We start from the raw sequence: 15076 nt of genomic DNA, 5'->3' as shown, positions 1-15076 counted from the left end.
TAGGCTGGAGGAAACACGCCCGCAATCAATCCTGGAGGATGTATGTCTGCACAAATCGGTGTCACAGGTCTCGCCGTCATGGGTGCGAATCTTGCGCGCAACTTGGCACGCAACGGGTTTACCGTTGCCCTGCACAATCGCTCCGTCGCAAAGACCGACGCGCTGTTGGAAAAGCACAGCGGCGACGGAGAGTTCATTCGTACCGAGACCCTGCAGGAATTAGTGGACTCGCTGGAGAAGCCGCGCAGGGTGCTCATCATGGTCAAGGCGGGGGGCCCAGTGGATTCGGTCATCGATCAGCTGGTCCCGTTGCTGGAGCCGGGGGACATTGTCATCGATGGCGGAAACTCGCACTTCCAGGACACCCGCCGCCGCGAGGCTGCGCTGGCGAAGAAGGACCTGCACTTTGTCGGCATCGGAGTCTCCGGCGGCGAGGAGGGCGCATTGAACGGCCCGTCCATCATGCCGGGAGGCTCCAAGGAGTCGTACGCCGCCTTGGGACCGCTGCTGGAGAAAATCTCCGCCCATGTGGACGGCAAACCCTGCTGTGCATGGATCGGCACCGATGGCGCCGGCCACTTCGTAAAGATGGTGCACAATGGCATTGAATATGCGGACATGCAGGTTATCGGCGAGGCATTTGACCTGCTGCGTTCCGGCGCCGGCATCGAGCCGGCCGAGCAGGCCAAAATCTTCACCGAGTGGAACCAAACCGAGCTGGCATCTTTTTTGATCGAAATCACTGCCGAGGTGCTCGGCCACACGGACGCGCGGACCGGCAAGCCCTTTGTCGACGTCGTCGTCGACGCCGCGGGCCAGAAGGGTACCGGACGCTGGACTGTCATTTCGGCTCTCGAACTCGGTTCGCCGACGTCGGGCATTGCAGAATCGGTCTTTGCGCGCGCCCTGTCCTCGCAGGCTGCACAGCGTGCGGAAGCCCAGGAGAAGCTGGCCGGCCACGAGGAGAAAATCGCCGTGGGCGAAGGATTCGTCGACGACGTCCGGCAGGCATTGTTCGCGTCCAAGCTGGTCAGCTATGCGCAGGGGCTGGACATGCTCACGGGCGCAGCAAAGGAATACAGCTGGGATTTGAGGCTGGACGAAATTGCCGGTCTTTGGCGCGGCGGCTGCATCATCCGCGCCGAGCTGCTCAAGGACATCACGAAGGCCTATTCGGCCCAGGAAGAGCCCGCCAACCTGCTGTTCGCCCCGGCCTTTAGCGAAGCCATCGCGGGCGCGCTGCCGGCCTGGCGCCGCGTCGTTGCCACCGCTGTACAACTGGGCATTCCGGTCCCCGTGTTCTCCTCCTCCCTTGCCTACTATGACGGCCTGCGGCGCAAGCGGCTGCCGGCGGCACTGACGCAGGGGCTGCGGGATCTGTTCGGCGCACATACCTACCACCGGGTGGACGACGACGGCACCTTCCATACGCTCTGGGGCGAGGACAAGTCCGAGATCGTAGCGGAGGACACGCACTAATCTCGCACACCGATCGACAAACCCGGCTAGAGCCCAAGTTTTGCAAAACACTTGTTTTGCAAAATTTGGGCTCTAAGTGGTTGTCCCCGGCTGCCAGCACGCCCGGACAATAGATAACGCTCAGGGTGTACCGCCGGCAGCGGCGTCCGGATGACGTGCCCGGCGAAAAGGTGAGGCCATCAGGATGGCTGCGCAGAAGACGAAGCCGGCAATGGCAATCCAGAGCGTTGGCCGGTAGCCGATCGCCTCGGCCAAGACACCGCCCAGTGGCGCGCCCAGGATGATGGCTGCCCGGTTGAAGGAGCGCATGGTGGTGTTGGTCCGTCCCTGCAGCGCATCCGGTGTCACCGCCTGGCGGTAGCCCATTTCATTGGCGTTGGAGGCACCGAGGGCGAGCCCGAAGATTTACTGCCCCAGGGCCAGGACGACGATGGTTGCCGCATGTGCGGTGCCCGATGCACCGGACGGTGAGAGCGCAATGACGGCCCATCCGATGGGCTGGGCGGCGGAGCAGGCGATGACGGAGGGACCGGCTCCCCACCGCAGGCCGAACCGGGTGGCTAAAAAGCTTCCGATGAGTCCCCCAGCGCCCGCGGCCGACAGGGTCAGTCCCAGTTCAAAGGCGCTCAAATGCCGGTCCAGGAGCACGAATGGGACAAAGACTGTTCCGAGCATGCCGCTGAAGAGGAACCAGAGGTGCCCGGAGATCGCGATGGGCGCGAGCGTCTGGTGCGTGTAGACCCAGCGGAGGCCTTCGCCGATGTCACGCCGAAGGTTCGGCTTCGGTTGCCGGTTGTCGTGAAGCTCGACGACGGCGACTTGACTGATCGAAATAGCGGAGAAGAAGTACGAGGCCGCATCGACGAGGACCGCGACCGGAGCGCCGAGCAGCGTCACCAGTGCGCCGCCGATGGCTGGTCCCGTTGTCTGCGCCACCGAGGCGTCTGCGCCACCGAGGCGCTTTGGTCGATTCTGGCATTGGCTGCCAGGAGCGAGGCTCTGGGCACGAGGCGGGGAAGAAACGCCTGGATCGCGGAGTCGTTCACGAGTGAGAACAACCCGAAGACGCCGACGAAGGCCATCAGGCCAAGGACACTGAGCTGCCCGAGAAAGGCAAGGAGCGGGATCAGACCGAGGAGGATGCCCCGGCCCAGGTCCGCCCCGACGAGGAGGGGTTTGCGTCGTCGATACTCGACCAGGGCTCCGGTGAGGAGGCCGAACAAAAGGTAGGGCACCCACCTGGAGGCGTTGACCAGACCGACGTCAATGGCTGTGCCCTTCAGCGTCGTGATCACCAGAACCTGGAGCGCGATCGTGGTGATGTAGCTTCCGAACTCGGAGACGGCACCGGCGGCCCAGAAGGCCGGAAAGCCACGCAAACGGAATACATCGTACCGCAGCACGTCATCGCCGCCCCTCGGTCGCCTCATTGAGCCTAAATGGAGGCCGCCCTGGCTCCCACGCTGCAATCATCTGTCGATCCGGATCGGAATGCCACTGACGTCCGCAAATGGAAGGCGATGTCAATCGGTCGGTTCCGGACTGTGGGATGAACGTCGGCGTCCCCTTGTCCTCCCTGATGCTGAACGGTGGTGCGAAGCGTTGCGGTTTTATCGGATATTCACGGCGTGTTGCCGGTCCTTGAGGCGGTGTTGGCCGAGCCGGCAGTAGCCCGTGCTGATCTTGTTGTCGTGGCTGGTGATCATGCTCGCGGCCTTGGAGCCGACGGTCACCGTCGACATTGACGGGTTTGGGCCTGTGCTGTTCTGCCATGCTACGCCGCGTGCTGACGACGAGGTGGTACTTGTCGATAGCCGGCGGGAGCGGTGGGCGGAAGTCTTCGCAGGACTGCCCCAGCTGGTCCGGGCTGTCGTGTGCGGGCATACGCACATGCCGTTTGTCCGGCTCGTTGACCGCTGTCTGGTGGCCAATCCCGGCAGCATCGGAATGCCTTATGGCCGGCCGGGAGGCAATTGGGCGCTGCTACAAGACGGTGCCGTCAGCTTGCATCGAACCATCATCGACATTGAAGCAGCCATCGCACGGGTGGTTGCGGAATCGGACTACCCGGACCGGAGGGAGTGGGCAGATTACTTCATCCGGGCCGCTGCCAGTGATGCCGAATCACTGACCGCCTTCGCCACTGAAGACGGCCGTCCCGTTTGAGGAGGTTCTTGATTTCCGGCGGGAGTGGGGAGGATCGTTGGATCTGGCCGGGTACGTGAGGCCGCAAGCGTCCGGAGAAGGCCGCCGGGACAAGGAGTCATGAGATGACGCAGTACCTGATTTCGTTCGATGAAGGCGCCATGACCTTTTCCGAACAGGAGCTGCCCGATGTGGCCCACGCCGGGCAGACCGTGGCCACACGCGAGGAGGCGTTGGAAGGGGCTGCCAGGATCGCCGTCGCCCGCCGCTGCGCCCAAGAGGTCCGCGAGTTGGTCCCCGACCCTGCAGTCTGATCGAAGGCTACCGGGCCACCTGTCAGGAGGCCACGCCCACGCCGCGGGAGCTTGGCGCCGGGCAGTCCGCAGTTACGGCATCAGATCCACATGGCCGGATCGATATACTCGGCCGGGTCCACTGCGGGTGCGGTTTCCCGCGCGGCGTCGCGGTGCCGCCATCTGGCCGGGATACCGGTAAGGATCGAATCCTCCGGTGCGTCCTTAACGACGACGGCATTCGCACCGATGGCGCTGCCCGCACCGATGGTGATGGGACCGAGAACCTTGGCGCCGGAACCGATGGTGACGCGGTCCCCGATCGTCGGATGCCGCTTGACCTTCGCCAAGGATCTCCCACCCAGGGTCACACCGTGGTAGATCATCACGTCGTCCCCGATCCGGGACGTTTCACCGATGACTACGCCCATGCCGTGGTCAATGAAGAATCGCCGGCCCACGGTGGCTCCCGGGTGGATCTCGATGCCGGTGGCAAAGCGGGCGAACTGGGACAGCAGGCGGGCGGGGAACCGAAGCGACGGGTATTCCCACATTTGATGCGTCAGTCGATGAACCCAGATCGCATGCAATCCGGAGTAGACAAAGAAATTCTCGAAAGAACCCCGGGCCGCCGGGTCATGCGACCGGGCGGCTTCGAGGTCCTCACGCAGGCGGCTCACGGCCCGAATGATCAAGGTTAGGGGCTTCGTTTGGTCGTGGCCTCCGCGCGCGGCTGCAGCATCCAACCGGGTCAGCCCCGAATGTCGTCGTACAGGATGGTGGAGATGTAACGCTCGCCGAAGTCCGGAACCACGGCAACAATGAGCTTGCCGGCGTTCTCCGGGCGCTTAGCCAGCTCCAACGCACCCCACACCGCAGCACCGGCGGAGATACCGCCCAGGATGCCCTCGCGTGTACCCAAGGCGCGGGCCACCCGTACGGAGTCCTCGATCGTGGCATCCAGCACCTCGTCATAGACCTCACGGTCCAGCACCTCGGGAATGAAGTTTGCTCCCAGGCCCTGGATCTTATGTGGTCCGGGAGCGCCACCGTTGAGGATGGCAGAGTCTTTCGGTTCCACGGCAACCACCTGGACGGACGGCTTGCGGCCCTTAAGGACCTGCCCCACTCCAGTGATGGTCCCGCCGGTGCCAATCCCGGCAACAAAGATGTCCACGGCGCCGTTGGTATCTTCCCAGATTTCCTCCGCCGTGGTGGTGCGGTGGATCTCGGCATTGGCCGGATTAGCAAACTGCTGGGCCCAGATGGAGTTCTCCGTGTTGGCCACGATTTCCCGAGCCTTGTCGACGGCCCCGCTCATACCCTCCGAACCTGGGGTGAGCACAATTTCGGCGCCAAAAGCCCGCAGCATTACCCGGCGCTCGGTGGACATCGTTTCCGGCATGGTGAGGATAACCTTGTAACCCCTTGCTGCGCCCACCATCGCCAAGGCTATTCCGGTATTCCCCGAGGTGCCTTCTACAATTGTGCCGCCGGGCCGCAGCTCCCCGGCCTCTTCGGCCGCATCAACAATCGCCACACCAATCCGGTCTTTGACGCTGTTGGCAGGGTTATAGAACTCCAGCTTCACCGCGATCGTGGCGTCCAGGCCCTCGGCAAGGCGGTTAAGCCGCACCAGCGGTGTGCCGCCAACCAGCTCGGTGATGTCGTCGTAAATGCGACCCATTTGATATATACCTTTTCTCTAAATTCTTTTCAGCAGACTTTTGCCAAAAATTTTCGGCAGCGAAAAACCGCATACCAATATCAGCCTACGGAATGCCCGGACCGGCTGCTATGCGGCAAGCCACGCGGAGTAATATTTCCGGGCCTTAGCCAGCTTTGGATTGATAATCACCTGACAATAACCCTGTTCCGGATGCTTCGCGTAGAAGTTCTGATGTTCCTCGTCTGCGGTGTAGAACTCAGGAAGCCTGTTGACGACTGTGACAATCGGCTTGTCCCAGTGCGCCTGATTCCGTTCGATGGCGGCACGGAAGGCCTCTTCCTGCGCAGCATCCGTGTAGAACATCGAGGAACGGTACTGCGTGCCGACGTCGTACCCCTGCCGGTTCAGCGTGGTCGGATCGTGGGAGACGAAGAACATATCCAGTATTACGTCCCCGCCAATGATGCTCTCATCAAAAGTCACCGCCACCACCTCGGCGTGGCCGGTCGTTCCATTGCAGACGGCGTAATAGTCAGGGTTGCGCACATGGCCGCCGGTATAGCCGGAAACCACCTCCGTGACACCACGGGTCTGCTGATACAAAGCGTCCAAACACCAGAAACAACCTCCACCGAGCACAAATGTCTTCATACCAGTATCAATGTCCGGGGGTCCCGGAAGATTCCCGTGCAGGGAAATTAACTGCTGCATCCGGGCGTGCTACGTCGGACAGGAGTCCTTTGCTGGACATCGACAGCCGGACCTAGGGAAGAATGGGATGTATGGAACCGGTGGAGAAGACGGACGACGGCGGCAGGCAGATCGGTGACGACGTACAGCAGGGCGACACCCGGGCAGTGCCGGGCCGGCCCACCTTGGCACAGGTGCTGCTGGCCGCGGCAGAGCTCTGGCCGGAATCCCTCGCTCAGGAGTGGGACGCCGTCGGGCTGGTGGCCGGACGCCCCGCGGCGGCTGTACAGCGGATCATGTTTGCCGTTGACCCCACCCTGGAAGTTATCGAGGAAGCACTGGATTGGGGAGCGCAGCTGCTCATCACCCACCACCCGTTGCTGCTTAAGGGCGTCACGTCGGTCGCAGCCAGTACAGGCAAGGGCCAGGCGGTGCACCGGTTGATCGAGGGTAGCTGCGCACTGCTCACGGTGCACACCAACGGCGACAGCGCCGTCGGCGGTGTGTCCGACGTGCTCGCCGATGCCTTAGGCCTGACGGATGTATCGCCGCTGAGCCCGGCTCCGTTGGGGCTGCCCGAGGAAGGCATCGGACGGGTGGGGCAGCTGCCGGGCGTGATGAGTCTGGGAGATTTCGCTGAACGTGTCTTCGGGGTGCTTCCCGCCGTCGCCGGAGGAGTTCGCGTGGCGGGGGATCGGCAGGGCCTAGTGCGCCGGGTCGCCGTGTGCGGTGGCGCAGGTGACAGTCTCTTCGACGAGGTCAGGGCCAGCGGGGCGGACGTTTACGTCACCGCGGATCTGCGCCATCATCCTGCGTCGGAAGCGCGGGAATCCGCCGTCAATGACCGCCCGTATCTGATTGACTTCTCACACTTCGCCAGTGAATGGCTCTGGCTTCCAGCCGCCGCCCAAGCGCTGGGCAACGTCCTCACGGACCAGGGATTCGACGTCGAACTTACCGTCAGTCAGACGAATACGGATCCGTGGGATTTCATCCTGACACCGGGGCTGGGCCGCGAAGGCACGGGATGGACGTAGCCTAGGACGTAGACGGGCGGCCGCGTTTGGCGGACGCCGGCACACCGAGAGGATTTCGATGGCAAAGGCAGCACCCGCGGAGCAGTTACGTTTGCTGGATTTGCAGGCACTGGATGCAAGGATTAAACAGCTGGACAACCGCGCCAAAGTCCTGCGCGAGGATCCACGCCTAACCGATCTGCACGCCGGTCTGGCCGTGGCACAAAGCGATCTGGTGGTTCGGACCACCGAGGCCGCCGATCTTGCGCGCGAGCTGGCACGGGCCGAGACAGACGTGGAGCAGGTTGCCACCCGCATGAGTCGGGAAGAGGCCAGGCTCAATAGCGGTACCGGACTTTCCAAGGATCTGGTGGCCCTGCAAAAGGAACTCGAGTCGCTGGCCAAGCGACGTTCCACCCTGGAAGACATCGAACTCGAACTGATGGAACGGATGGAGAGCGCATCGGCCCGTGCCGCCAAGCAGCAGGGCGTGGTGGATGACATCAGCGGGTCTCTTGGGGCCATCCGGGACGAGGTCGACGCACGGTTGGCTGAGGTTTCCGCGGACCGGGAAGCCGTCGTCCGGGATCGGAGGACCCTTGCGGATTCCTTTGACGCCGCACTCCTGGCCGTCTACGAGCGTGCCCTGACCAAACGGGGGATAGGGGCCGCCCGCCTTTTCCACGGCACATCGGAAGGCTCCGGCATGCAGCTCAGTCCGGGTGATCTGGCGGAGATCCGCAAGTCCCCCGAAGACGACGTCGTCATGTGTCCGGACGCGGGCTGCATCCTGGTCCGCAGCACGGACTGGAACTAACCGGGCGGGACGGGCATTTTTGACGGATCGGTGCAGCCCGGGAAAGGCCGTGGGCTGCACCACCTGGAAATATGGGTTGCTGATTATCCATGAGCCAAGGGCTCGCTTGGCTGGATGTTGGAACGCCTGGGGTATTCACTTCTGGATGAGTGGGGCTCCGGGCCAACGGGCGGTACCTGGCAAGGGGAGCACAAATACATCGTGCTTGAATCCGGCCCGGACGTTACGGCCGGCCGCCATGATCGTCTGCGCCCGGGCTTAAACCATTTGGCTTTCAACGCCGGGACCGTCGCCGACGTCGAGCACCTCGCCGCGGACTCGGTCGGTCATGGCTGGACACTGATGTTCGCCGATAGGCATCCCCATGCAGGCGGTGCAGCAGATTACGCGGTTTATCTCGAAAACGTGGACGGGTTTGAGGTCGAATTGTGTGCACTCGTGTAGATCCGGATGAAGCTGCACAGCCCTGGCGTGCTGGACTGCGCAGGAATGCAGCCCGCGCAGGGCCGGCGCCTTTCGGTGCGCAGAAGGAAGCGCCCCTGAACCTGCGGCGGGCGATCCGGGCCGCGAGAGGACCCGTCAATGCAGGATGAGATTCAGTGCCGGAGAAATTCAGTGCAGGATGAGATTCAGCGCAGGTGAACAATCAGTGCAGGATGAGATTCAGCGCGTGGACCTTCCGCTGCGTTCCCGGGACCAGTTCGGCCTCCCAGCGGTCGTGAAACTCCGGAGCTGACACGATTGTCAGCAGCTGCGCCGGAGTCCGCGGGGCTTTGCCGGGTCGAATCAGCAGCTCGCGGGCCAGCTCGCCGCGGGTGTGCTTAGCAAAATGGGATACCACGGTGCGCTTCCCGTTCCGCTCCTGAAACACATTCACGGCCACGGTCTGCGCTGCCGGGGGAACCCATGCCGCGGCATAAGTGCTGGACCGGCAGTCAATCAGCAGCTGCCCGGCGGTAAAGTCCGCCGTTGCTGCGGCCAGCCGGGGTCGCCAGTAGGCGGCCAGCCGGCCCAGACCCGGCAGATTTACGGCCATCGAAAGGCGGTAGGCCGGGATCCGGTCTGCGAAACCGATCACGCCCCACAGCCCGGACATTACGACGACGGACTCGTCTGCTTTCCTGCGCTGTGCAGCTGTGAGCGTCCGGTAGCCCAGAGCATCGTAGAGCACGCCGGAATACACCGAGTGTGCGGCCGCGGCAGGTTCGGTCCCCAGCCGAATATTGCGGGCTACCTCAGCAGCCAGCGACGCCCCGACGCCCAGGTGTGTCAGGGCATTCTCCGTCGCCGAGACTTCGGCCAGGGCGTTCATGATCTCTGAGCGTGCTGCGTTCAGCACCGGAAAATGCAGCTCGGCAAGCCGGAGGGGAGCACCGGTGGAAACAGGAGTCTTGCCCTCGGAAGGCGGAAGCAGGATGCGCACCCGTCGAGCCTAGCGGCTTGAATGACACCGCCGCACGTGGTGATCCTGCACACGTTAGCCCCTCCCGCGGGTTTGGCCGCAACCATCTCGTTTAGAATGGCTTGTAGACCGGGCGGCCAACCGCCCTTCTAATCCTGCGGATGCCCGTGGGATTAACTTCCCTGGAACGTGCGGCAATCCGCGCCGCAGCCCAGGGTGCCGCGCTTGCCAACAAGTGAAGCCCGGCGAGCGACCGGCACCGAAGGCGTTTCCGGTTGGGACAGGAAAGGGAAATCTGTGAAGCAGAACGTCGATGAAACTCTGGATGTCTGGATCAAGCGCGAGGCCCTAGCCGAGGACATGATCTCGCTGATCGGCCGCCTGTACCGGGAAAACAATGTGGTCATTTCGGTCCATGGTCGCTCGATGATCAACCAGTCCGCGATCAGCGTCCTCAAGGCCCACCGCTTCGCCCGCCATGTGGATAACGTGGAACTGCGCCCGGAGGAAACTCTGCCGCTGCTGCAGGCCCTGTATGCACTAAAACTTGGCCCCGCGTCGATCAATCTAGCCAAGCTGAACCTGCTCTATGCGCAAGAGGGCGCCGGCCGGACGCGGGAGGAATTCCTGCGGGAAGAACTCGCCGACGTCGTCGACCGCCAGGGCATTGACGAACGCACCAGCACCGACGTCGTCCTCTATGGCTTTGGCCGGATCGGCCGGTTGCTGGCACGGATCCTGATCGAGCACGCCGGCGGTGGCGACGGACTTCGGCTGCGCGCCATTGTAGTCCGGCGCGGCTCCGACCAGGACCTGATCAAGCGCGCCAGTCTGCTGCGACGCGACTCCGTGCACGGACCCTTCGAGGGCACCATCACCGTGGATGAGGAGCAGAATACGATTCTGGCCAACGGCACCTTGATCCAGGTCATTTACTCGGATAATCCCGCCACTATCGATTACACCGCCTTCGGTATTCATGACGCGCTGGTCGTGGACAATACCGGCCGCTGGCGCGATGCCGATGGGCTGTCCCAGCACCTGCTCAGCCGCGGCGTTGCCCGCGTGCTGCTCACGGCGCCCGGAAAGGGCGAGCTGAAAAACATTGTGCACGGCATCAACCACGAGGCGATCAGCGCAACGGATAAGATCATCACCGCCGCTTCCTGCACCACCAACGCCATTACGCCGGTGCTCAAGGCAATCAATGACGAGTTTGGGATTGTGCACGGGCATGTGGAGACTGTGCACTCGTTCACGAATGACCAAAACCTGACGGATAACTTCCACAAGGGGGATCGCCGCGGCCGCTCCGCCGCGCTGAACATGGTGTTGACCGAGACCGGTGCGGCCAAGGCCGTGGCCAAGGCGCTGCCGGAGCTGGCCGGGAAACTGACCGGCAACTCGATCCGCGTCCCCACTCCGGACGTATCGATGGCGATCCTGAACCTGACGCTGGAGCGCGGGAGCAACAAGGAAGAGATCAACACTTACCTGCGCGACATATCGCTGCATTCAGACCTGCACAAGCAGATCGACTTCATCGATTCGCCGGAGGTAGTGTCCACCGATTTTGTTGGTTCGCGTCGCGCCGGCATCGTTGACGGTCTGGCCACGATCAGCACGGACAAGCATCTGGTCCTATACGTCTGGTACGACAACGAATTCGGTTACAGCTGCCAGGTGGTGCGGGTTATGGAAGAAATGGCCGGAGCACATCCGCCGGCCTTCCCCGCCGTGGACCGTGCCCGCCCCTTGGCCGACTCCGTCCGCTAGGGATACCTCCGGGTCGCGGCTGTCGACCGCCCGGACCGGTGGACGACGGCGGCGGCAGCGCCCCGCCGTCGTTGAAAGCTGCGCAGTGCCGGACGCCGGCGAAAGCTGCGCAGTGCGGTCGTTTTCGGTTGCGCAGGTATGTTCCCTGCGCAGCGCCGGGCCCGAAGCGTGCGCAGAACGCTCCGCCCTGGGGACTGGCAGCAGTGTCCGCCAGACCCCGGCGGGACAGTAGACTGTATAGCTGGATGGGTTGGCTAGGCGGTCGCGCGTCACGAAAGTGGCTCGAGGAACGTCCGGGCTCCGCAGAGCACGGTGGTGGGTAACACCCACTCGGGGTAACCCGCAGGAAAGTGCCACAGAAAACAGACCGCCCGCCCGCAGCATGGAAACATGTGCGCAGGCAGGTAAGGGTGAAACGGTGGTGTAAGAGACCACCAGTTCCCTGGGTGACCAGGGAAGCTAGGTAAACCCCACCGGGAGCAAGGCCAGACAGGGCATGTTTGAGGGCTGCTCGCCCGAGTGTCCGGGTAGGCCGCTAGAGGGCGTCGGCAACGGCGTTCGTAGATGGATGGCCGCTACTCCCGCGTCGGTAACGGCGCGGGATGACAGGACCCGGCGTATCGGCCAACCCATCCAGCCGGCAATGTACTGTGCTGCGCTGACTGGAGTCAAGAGGCCGACGCCGCCGCATTTGGCGCCCTTCCTGCCGCATCTGGCGCCCTGCACATGCCGCCTGTGGATATATTTCCGGCCGTGTCGGCGCTGTGCCTTAGGGTTGGTGGCAGTCCACCACTCCACCGACAGGCAACGGCGATGTCACCACGAAACATGTTGGCCCGCTCTCCACAGCCGCGGCTGGTGGCCCGGTCACCGCGGTTGTGGCCGTTATCCCGGTCCACACGGTCGGTGCGCGCTCAGCGGCGCACCAAGCGGCGGCGTCCCCGCGTGCTTGTCATGGTTATTCCCGTGTTCGCCGCGATGGTGGCACTGCTCGCCGCCCTCTACGCATGGGGACCGCTAAACCCGGTCTCCGCGGCGCTGGCGGGCCAGGGACCACTGGTTATGGAGCCGGGGTGGTCCGGGTCAGGGAGCCCGGTGGTCCGGGTGAAGCCGGCACTGGCGCTGAGCGTACTTGACGTCCTGGAGGTGAAGGGCAGGGCACCGCGGAACAGCTACGACCGGCTCGCGTTTGGTGTGGCGTGGCTGGACGTGGACCGTAATGGCTGCGATACCCGCAATGATATTCTGGCGCGGGATCTGACCCAAAAGCAGCTGGTCAAGGGAGCCGGATGCCAACTGGGATCGGGTAAATTGTCCGATCCGTATACGGATCGGGAGCTGGATTTCAGCAGGGGGGCGCAAAGCAGCAAAGCCATCCAAATCGATCACGTGGTGGCGCTGGGTAATGCCTGGCAGACCGGTGCCCAGCAGTTGACCGACGGACAGCGGCAAAGCCTGGCCAATGATCCACTGAACCTGCTGGCGGTGGATGGGCCGACAAACGTGCAAAAGAGCGACGGCGACGCTGCGACTTGGCTGCCGCCGAACAAGGCGTTCCGCTGCCGCTACATTGCCCGTCAGGTCTCGGTGAAGGCGGCGTATAGGCTTTGGGTGACGCCGGCGGAGAAGGATGCGATGAAGCGCGTGCTGACGTCCTGTCCCCGACAGCCGACGCTGGAGTCCGGCTATGTACCGTGAGACTGGCTGTGGCGGGCAGGAAGGAGAGCTGGGGCGGCAGGCCCGGGCGGGGCGGCCGGCGGCAAGGCTGCCGCGGGGCAAAATAGCGGCGTGACAAAATGGCGGCGAAACAAAAACGATGGAATGATGCCTGTATGAGCAATATTCAGTATGTCGACCCCGTCAAGACCGCCCAGGACAACCTGGATGAGGCGAACCGCCAGCTCGCGCAGGCCCAGCGTGACCACAGTAAAGGGGCCATTGATCAGCATAGGCTCACGCAGATCGAGGATCTCCGCCAGACCGCGGCGCAGGATCTGCAGCGGGTGATGAAGGAAAGCTAACCGAACGGTCACATCCGGCGGAACCGACAGGGCCGCGCCCCCTTGCCAGGCACTCCGCATGGCAAGGTCCTTCTGCAGTGATTAGTAGCCCTGCATCGCGCTGCGGCTTTGCGTCCCGATCACGGCCAGCGCCAAATCAGGATTGTTCTTCTCCACCCGACGCAGGGCCCAGACGTCATTGAACAGCGCCAGGTATTCCCCGTCGGAGCGGAGCAGGACCTCGGCACCGTGCACCAGACCGAGCGTCGCGATGGCATCAACTGTCGTGAGCCGTGCCAGCGAGTACGGCAGGCGTTCGAACCGCATGGGCGCATTAAACTCGTGCGTCATTCTGTCCTCCACCACTTCAAACTGCATCGGGCCGACGGCGGCGAGAACTGGCGCCTGGTCACCGCGCAGGTCCGAGCGCAGGACCTGAATAACGCCCTCGTGCTCCAGTTGGTCGATGCCGCGCCGGAACTGCTTGTACCGGCTTGGATCCTTGGACCTGGCCACCTGGAAATGTTCCGGCGCAAAGAGCGGGATAGCCGGGAACTCGACGGAATCTTCCAGGTAAAGACTGTCTCCCACTCGCAGCTCGGATGCATTAACGAGGCCGACGACGTCCCCGGGGAACGCTTCGTCGATCACCTCGCGCTCACGCCCGAAAACCTGCTGGGCGTATTTGGTCGCAAAGGACTTTCCGGTGCGGGACTGGGTGACTACCATGCCGCGTTCGAAAATCCCGGAGCAGACGCGGACGAACGCCACGTGGTCCCGGTGCGCCTGGTTCATTCCGGCCTGGACCTTGAAGACAAAGCCGGAGAAGGGGTCAGCTACCGGCCGCAGCTGACCTGCAACGTCCGGGCGCGGGGCGGCCGGCGGAGCGAAGTCCACCAGCGTATCGAGGATTTCCTTGACGCCGAAGTTCAGCGCGGCGGAGGAGAACAGGATAGGGGTGCCTTTGCCGGCGTAGAAACTTTCCGGGTCAAAGGGCAGGTTTGAATCCTTGACCAGGCCGGCCTCGTCTACCGCGTCTGTCCAGACATCGCCCTCGCTGGCTGCGGCTTCTTCCGGAGTGTAGTACTCGGTTAAAGCGATGTTGGCGCCGCTGTTGTTGCGGGTGAAGCGGACAAATCGGTCCCGCTGCAGGTCCCAGACGCCTCGGAAATCGCCGGCAATGCCGACGGCCCAGGTCAGCGGCATCGGCAGCAGGCCGGTGCGCTCGGTGATTTCGTCCATCAGCGCCAGGGTGTCCAGCCCGGGCCGGTCCCATTTGTTGATGACAGTAATGATGGGCAGGCCACGCTGGCGGCACACCTCGAACAGCTTCATGGTCTGGGTTTCCAGCCCCTTGGCGGCGTCCACCAGCATGACGGCGCAGTCGACGGCGGCGAGCACGCGGTAGGTGTCTTCGGAGAAGTCCGCGTGCCCGGGGGTGTCCAGGAGGTTGATGACCGTGTCCCGGTAGGAGAACTGGAGGGCCGCCGAGCTAATGGAAATGCCGCGGTCCTTTTCCATCTGCATCCAGTCGGAAATCGTATCTTTGCGGTTCGATTTTCCGTTGGTGGCTCCGGCCGTGCCGATCACCTTGGCGTGCAGGGCCAGGGCTTCGGTCAGCGTGGACTTACCGGCGTCCGGGTGGGAAATCACAGCGAAGGTGCGCCGACGTGCGGCCTGCCCGTTGATCTTCGCGGCGCGGATCTCGTGGGCGCGGTCGGGGGAGATGACGTCTTGGGACACTGTGCTTCTTTCACGGCTCGGTTGGTGTGGCAAGGTGCCGCCCAAA

The 15076-nt window shown here is 63.4% G+C and carries 18 protein-coding genes and 1 other RNA gene; 11 read left to right on the top strand and 8 right to left on the bottom strand.

All coding sequences use genetic code 11. From position 1 onward, the window contains the following. Nucleotides 1–42: 42 nt before the first annotated feature. On the top strand, nt 43–1479 hold the full coding sequence (gene gnd / locus IV500_RS06760) for an NADP-dependent phosphogluconate dehydrogenase (RefSeq protein WP_196396048.1): 1437 nt from the start codon (nt 43–45) through the stop codon (nt 1477–1479). A gap of 120 nt (nt 1480–1599) precedes the next feature. On the opposite strand, the gene IV500_RS06755 is transcribed toward gnd, so the two are convergent. Genes IV500_RS06755 through IV500_RS21915 form a run of 3 tightly spaced genes read right to left on the bottom strand, consistent with a single transcriptional unit; the run spans nt 1600 to nt 2909 of the window. Then, a complete protein-coding gene (locus tag IV500_RS06755) occupies nt 1600–1845 on the bottom strand; it encodes a hypothetical protein (protein WP_196396047.1) in 246 nt (81 codons plus the stop codon). A gap of 39 nt (nt 1846–1884) precedes the next feature. After that, nucleotides 1885–2415, bottom strand: coding sequence for an MFS transporter (locus IV500_RS21920; RefSeq protein ID WP_196396046.1), 531 nt, complete (start codon nt 2413–2415; stop codon nt 1885–1887). Next, complete coding sequence (locus IV500_RS21915) at nt 2373–2909, bottom strand: MFS transporter (RefSeq protein ID WP_196396045.1); 537 nt, start codon at nt 2907–2909, stop codon at nt 2373–2375. Before IV500_RS21915 ends, IV500_RS21920 begins: the two co-directional genes overlap by 43 nt. Before the next feature lie 159 nt (nt 2910–3068). Between IV500_RS21915 and IV500_RS22485 the strand changes: the two genes are divergently transcribed. The 3 genes from IV500_RS22485 (at nt 3069) to IV500_RS06735 (ending at nt 3938) form a co-directional block, all read left to right on the top strand. Then, the gene (locus IV500_RS22485) at nt 3069–3224 is read left to right on the top strand and encodes a metallophosphoesterase (RefSeq protein WP_512699634.1); all 156 of its coding nucleotides are present in this window, start codon (nt 3069–3071) and stop codon (nt 3222–3224) included. Continuing rightward, nucleotides 3154–3645 carry a metallophosphoesterase family protein gene (locus tag IV500_RS06740; RefSeq protein WP_312875845.1) on the top strand — a complete coding sequence of 164 codons (492 nt, stop codon included), beginning with the start codon at nt 3154–3156 and terminating at the stop codon, nt 3643–3645. Before IV500_RS22485 ends, IV500_RS06740 begins: the two co-directional genes overlap by 71 nt. A 104-nt stretch (nt 3646–3749) precedes the next feature. Beyond that, nucleotides 3750–3938 (top strand): YciI family protein, encoded by a 189-nt coding sequence (locus IV500_RS06735; protein WP_196396044.1) that lies wholly within the window; start codon nt 3750–3752, stop codon nt 3936–3938. 80 nt (nt 3939–4018) lie between these two features. On the opposite strand, the gene epsC is transcribed toward IV500_RS06735, so the two are convergent. From epsC to msrA, 3 genes are all read right to left on the bottom strand, one after another. Next, nucleotides 4019–4606 carry a serine O-acetyltransferase EpsC gene (gene epsC, locus IV500_RS06730; RefSeq protein ID WP_196396150.1) on the bottom strand — a complete coding sequence of 196 codons (588 nt, stop codon included), beginning with the start codon at nt 4604–4606 and terminating at the stop codon, nt 4019–4021. Nucleotides 4607–4668: 62 nt separating this feature from the next. Further along, nucleotides 4669–5604, bottom strand: a complete 936-nt coding sequence (cysK, locus tag IV500_RS06725) for a cysteine synthase A (RefSeq protein WP_196396043.1) — start codon at nt 5602–5604, stop codon at nt 4669–4671. A gap of 108 nt (nt 5605–5712) precedes the next feature. Continuing rightward, entirely contained in the window at nt 5713–6237 is a 525-nt protein-coding gene (msrA, locus tag IV500_RS06720) for a peptide-methionine (S)-S-oxide reductase MsrA (protein ID WP_196396149.1), read from the bottom strand. A 131-nt stretch (nt 6238–6368) separates the two neighbouring features. Between msrA and IV500_RS06715 the strand changes: the two genes are divergently transcribed. The 3 genes from IV500_RS06715 to IV500_RS06705 all read left to right on the top strand — a co-directional run bounded on the left by IV500_RS06715 (nt 6369) and on the right by IV500_RS06705 (nt 8553). Next, complete coding sequence (locus IV500_RS06715; RefSeq protein WP_196396042.1) at nt 6369–7313, top strand: Nif3-like dinuclear metal center hexameric protein; 945 nt, start codon at nt 6369–6371, stop codon at nt 7311–7313. A gap of 58 nt (nt 7314–7371) precedes the next feature. Beyond that, the gene (locus tag IV500_RS06710) at nt 7372–8109 is read left to right on the top strand and encodes a zinc ribbon domain-containing protein (protein WP_196396041.1); all 738 of its coding nucleotides are present in this window, start codon (nt 7372–7374) and stop codon (nt 8107–8109) included. 114 nt (nt 8110–8223) lie between these two features. Further along, the gene (locus tag IV500_RS06705; protein WP_230854603.1) at nt 8224–8553 is read left to right on the top strand and encodes a VOC family protein; all 330 of its coding nucleotides are present in this window, start codon (nt 8224–8226) and stop codon (nt 8551–8553) included. A gap of 202 nt (nt 8554–8755) precedes the next feature. Here IV500_RS06705 and IV500_RS06700 read toward each other — a convergent pair whose 3' ends face one another. Further along, nucleotides 8756–9532 (bottom strand): YaaA family protein, encoded by a 777-nt coding sequence (locus tag IV500_RS06700; RefSeq protein ID WP_196396040.1) that lies wholly within the window; start codon nt 9530–9532, stop codon nt 8756–8758. Between the two features lie 276 nt (nt 9533–9808). On the opposite strand from IV500_RS06700, the gene IV500_RS06695 reads away from it, so the two are divergent. The 4 genes from IV500_RS06695 (at nt 9809) to IV500_RS06680 (ending at nt 13308) form a co-directional block, all read left to right on the top strand. After that, nucleotides 9809–11287 carry a glyceraldehyde-3-phosphate dehydrogenase gene (locus IV500_RS06695; protein ID WP_196396039.1) on the top strand — a complete coding sequence of 493 codons (1479 nt, stop codon included), beginning with the start codon at nt 9809–9811 and terminating at the stop codon, nt 11285–11287. A 246-nt stretch (nt 11288–11533) separates the two neighbouring features. Then, nucleotides 11534–11923, top strand: an RNA gene (gene rnpB, locus IV500_RS06690) — RNase P RNA component class A. A gap of 177 nt (nt 11924–12100) precedes the next feature. Then, nucleotides 12101–12985: an HNH endonuclease family protein gene (locus IV500_RS06685; protein ID WP_312875844.1), complete on the top strand. Its 885-nt coding sequence runs from the start codon at nt 12101–12103 to the stop codon at nt 12983–12985. Between the two features lie 134 nt (nt 12986–13119). Then, the gene (locus IV500_RS06680) at nt 13120–13308 is read left to right on the top strand and encodes a hypothetical protein (protein ID WP_196396038.1); all 189 of its coding nucleotides are present in this window, start codon (nt 13120–13122) and stop codon (nt 13306–13308) included. A gap of 81 nt (nt 13309–13389) precedes the next feature. On the opposite strand, the gene IV500_RS06675 is transcribed toward IV500_RS06680, so the two are convergent. After that, nucleotides 13390–15030, bottom strand: coding sequence for a peptide chain release factor 3 (locus tag IV500_RS06675; protein ID WP_196396037.1), 1641 nt, complete (start codon nt 15028–15030; stop codon nt 13390–13392). Nucleotides 15031–15076: the final 46 nt, after the last annotated feature.

It is taken from the genome of Arthrobacter terrae (genome assembly GCF_015708085.1).
GTDB classification, from domain to species: Bacteria; Actinomycetota; Actinomycetes; order Actinomycetales; family Micrococcaceae; genus Arthrobacter_M; species Arthrobacter_M terrae.
Note: the sequence above shows the minus strand (reverse complement) of the source record. Positions and strands in the feature narration are given on the sequence as shown.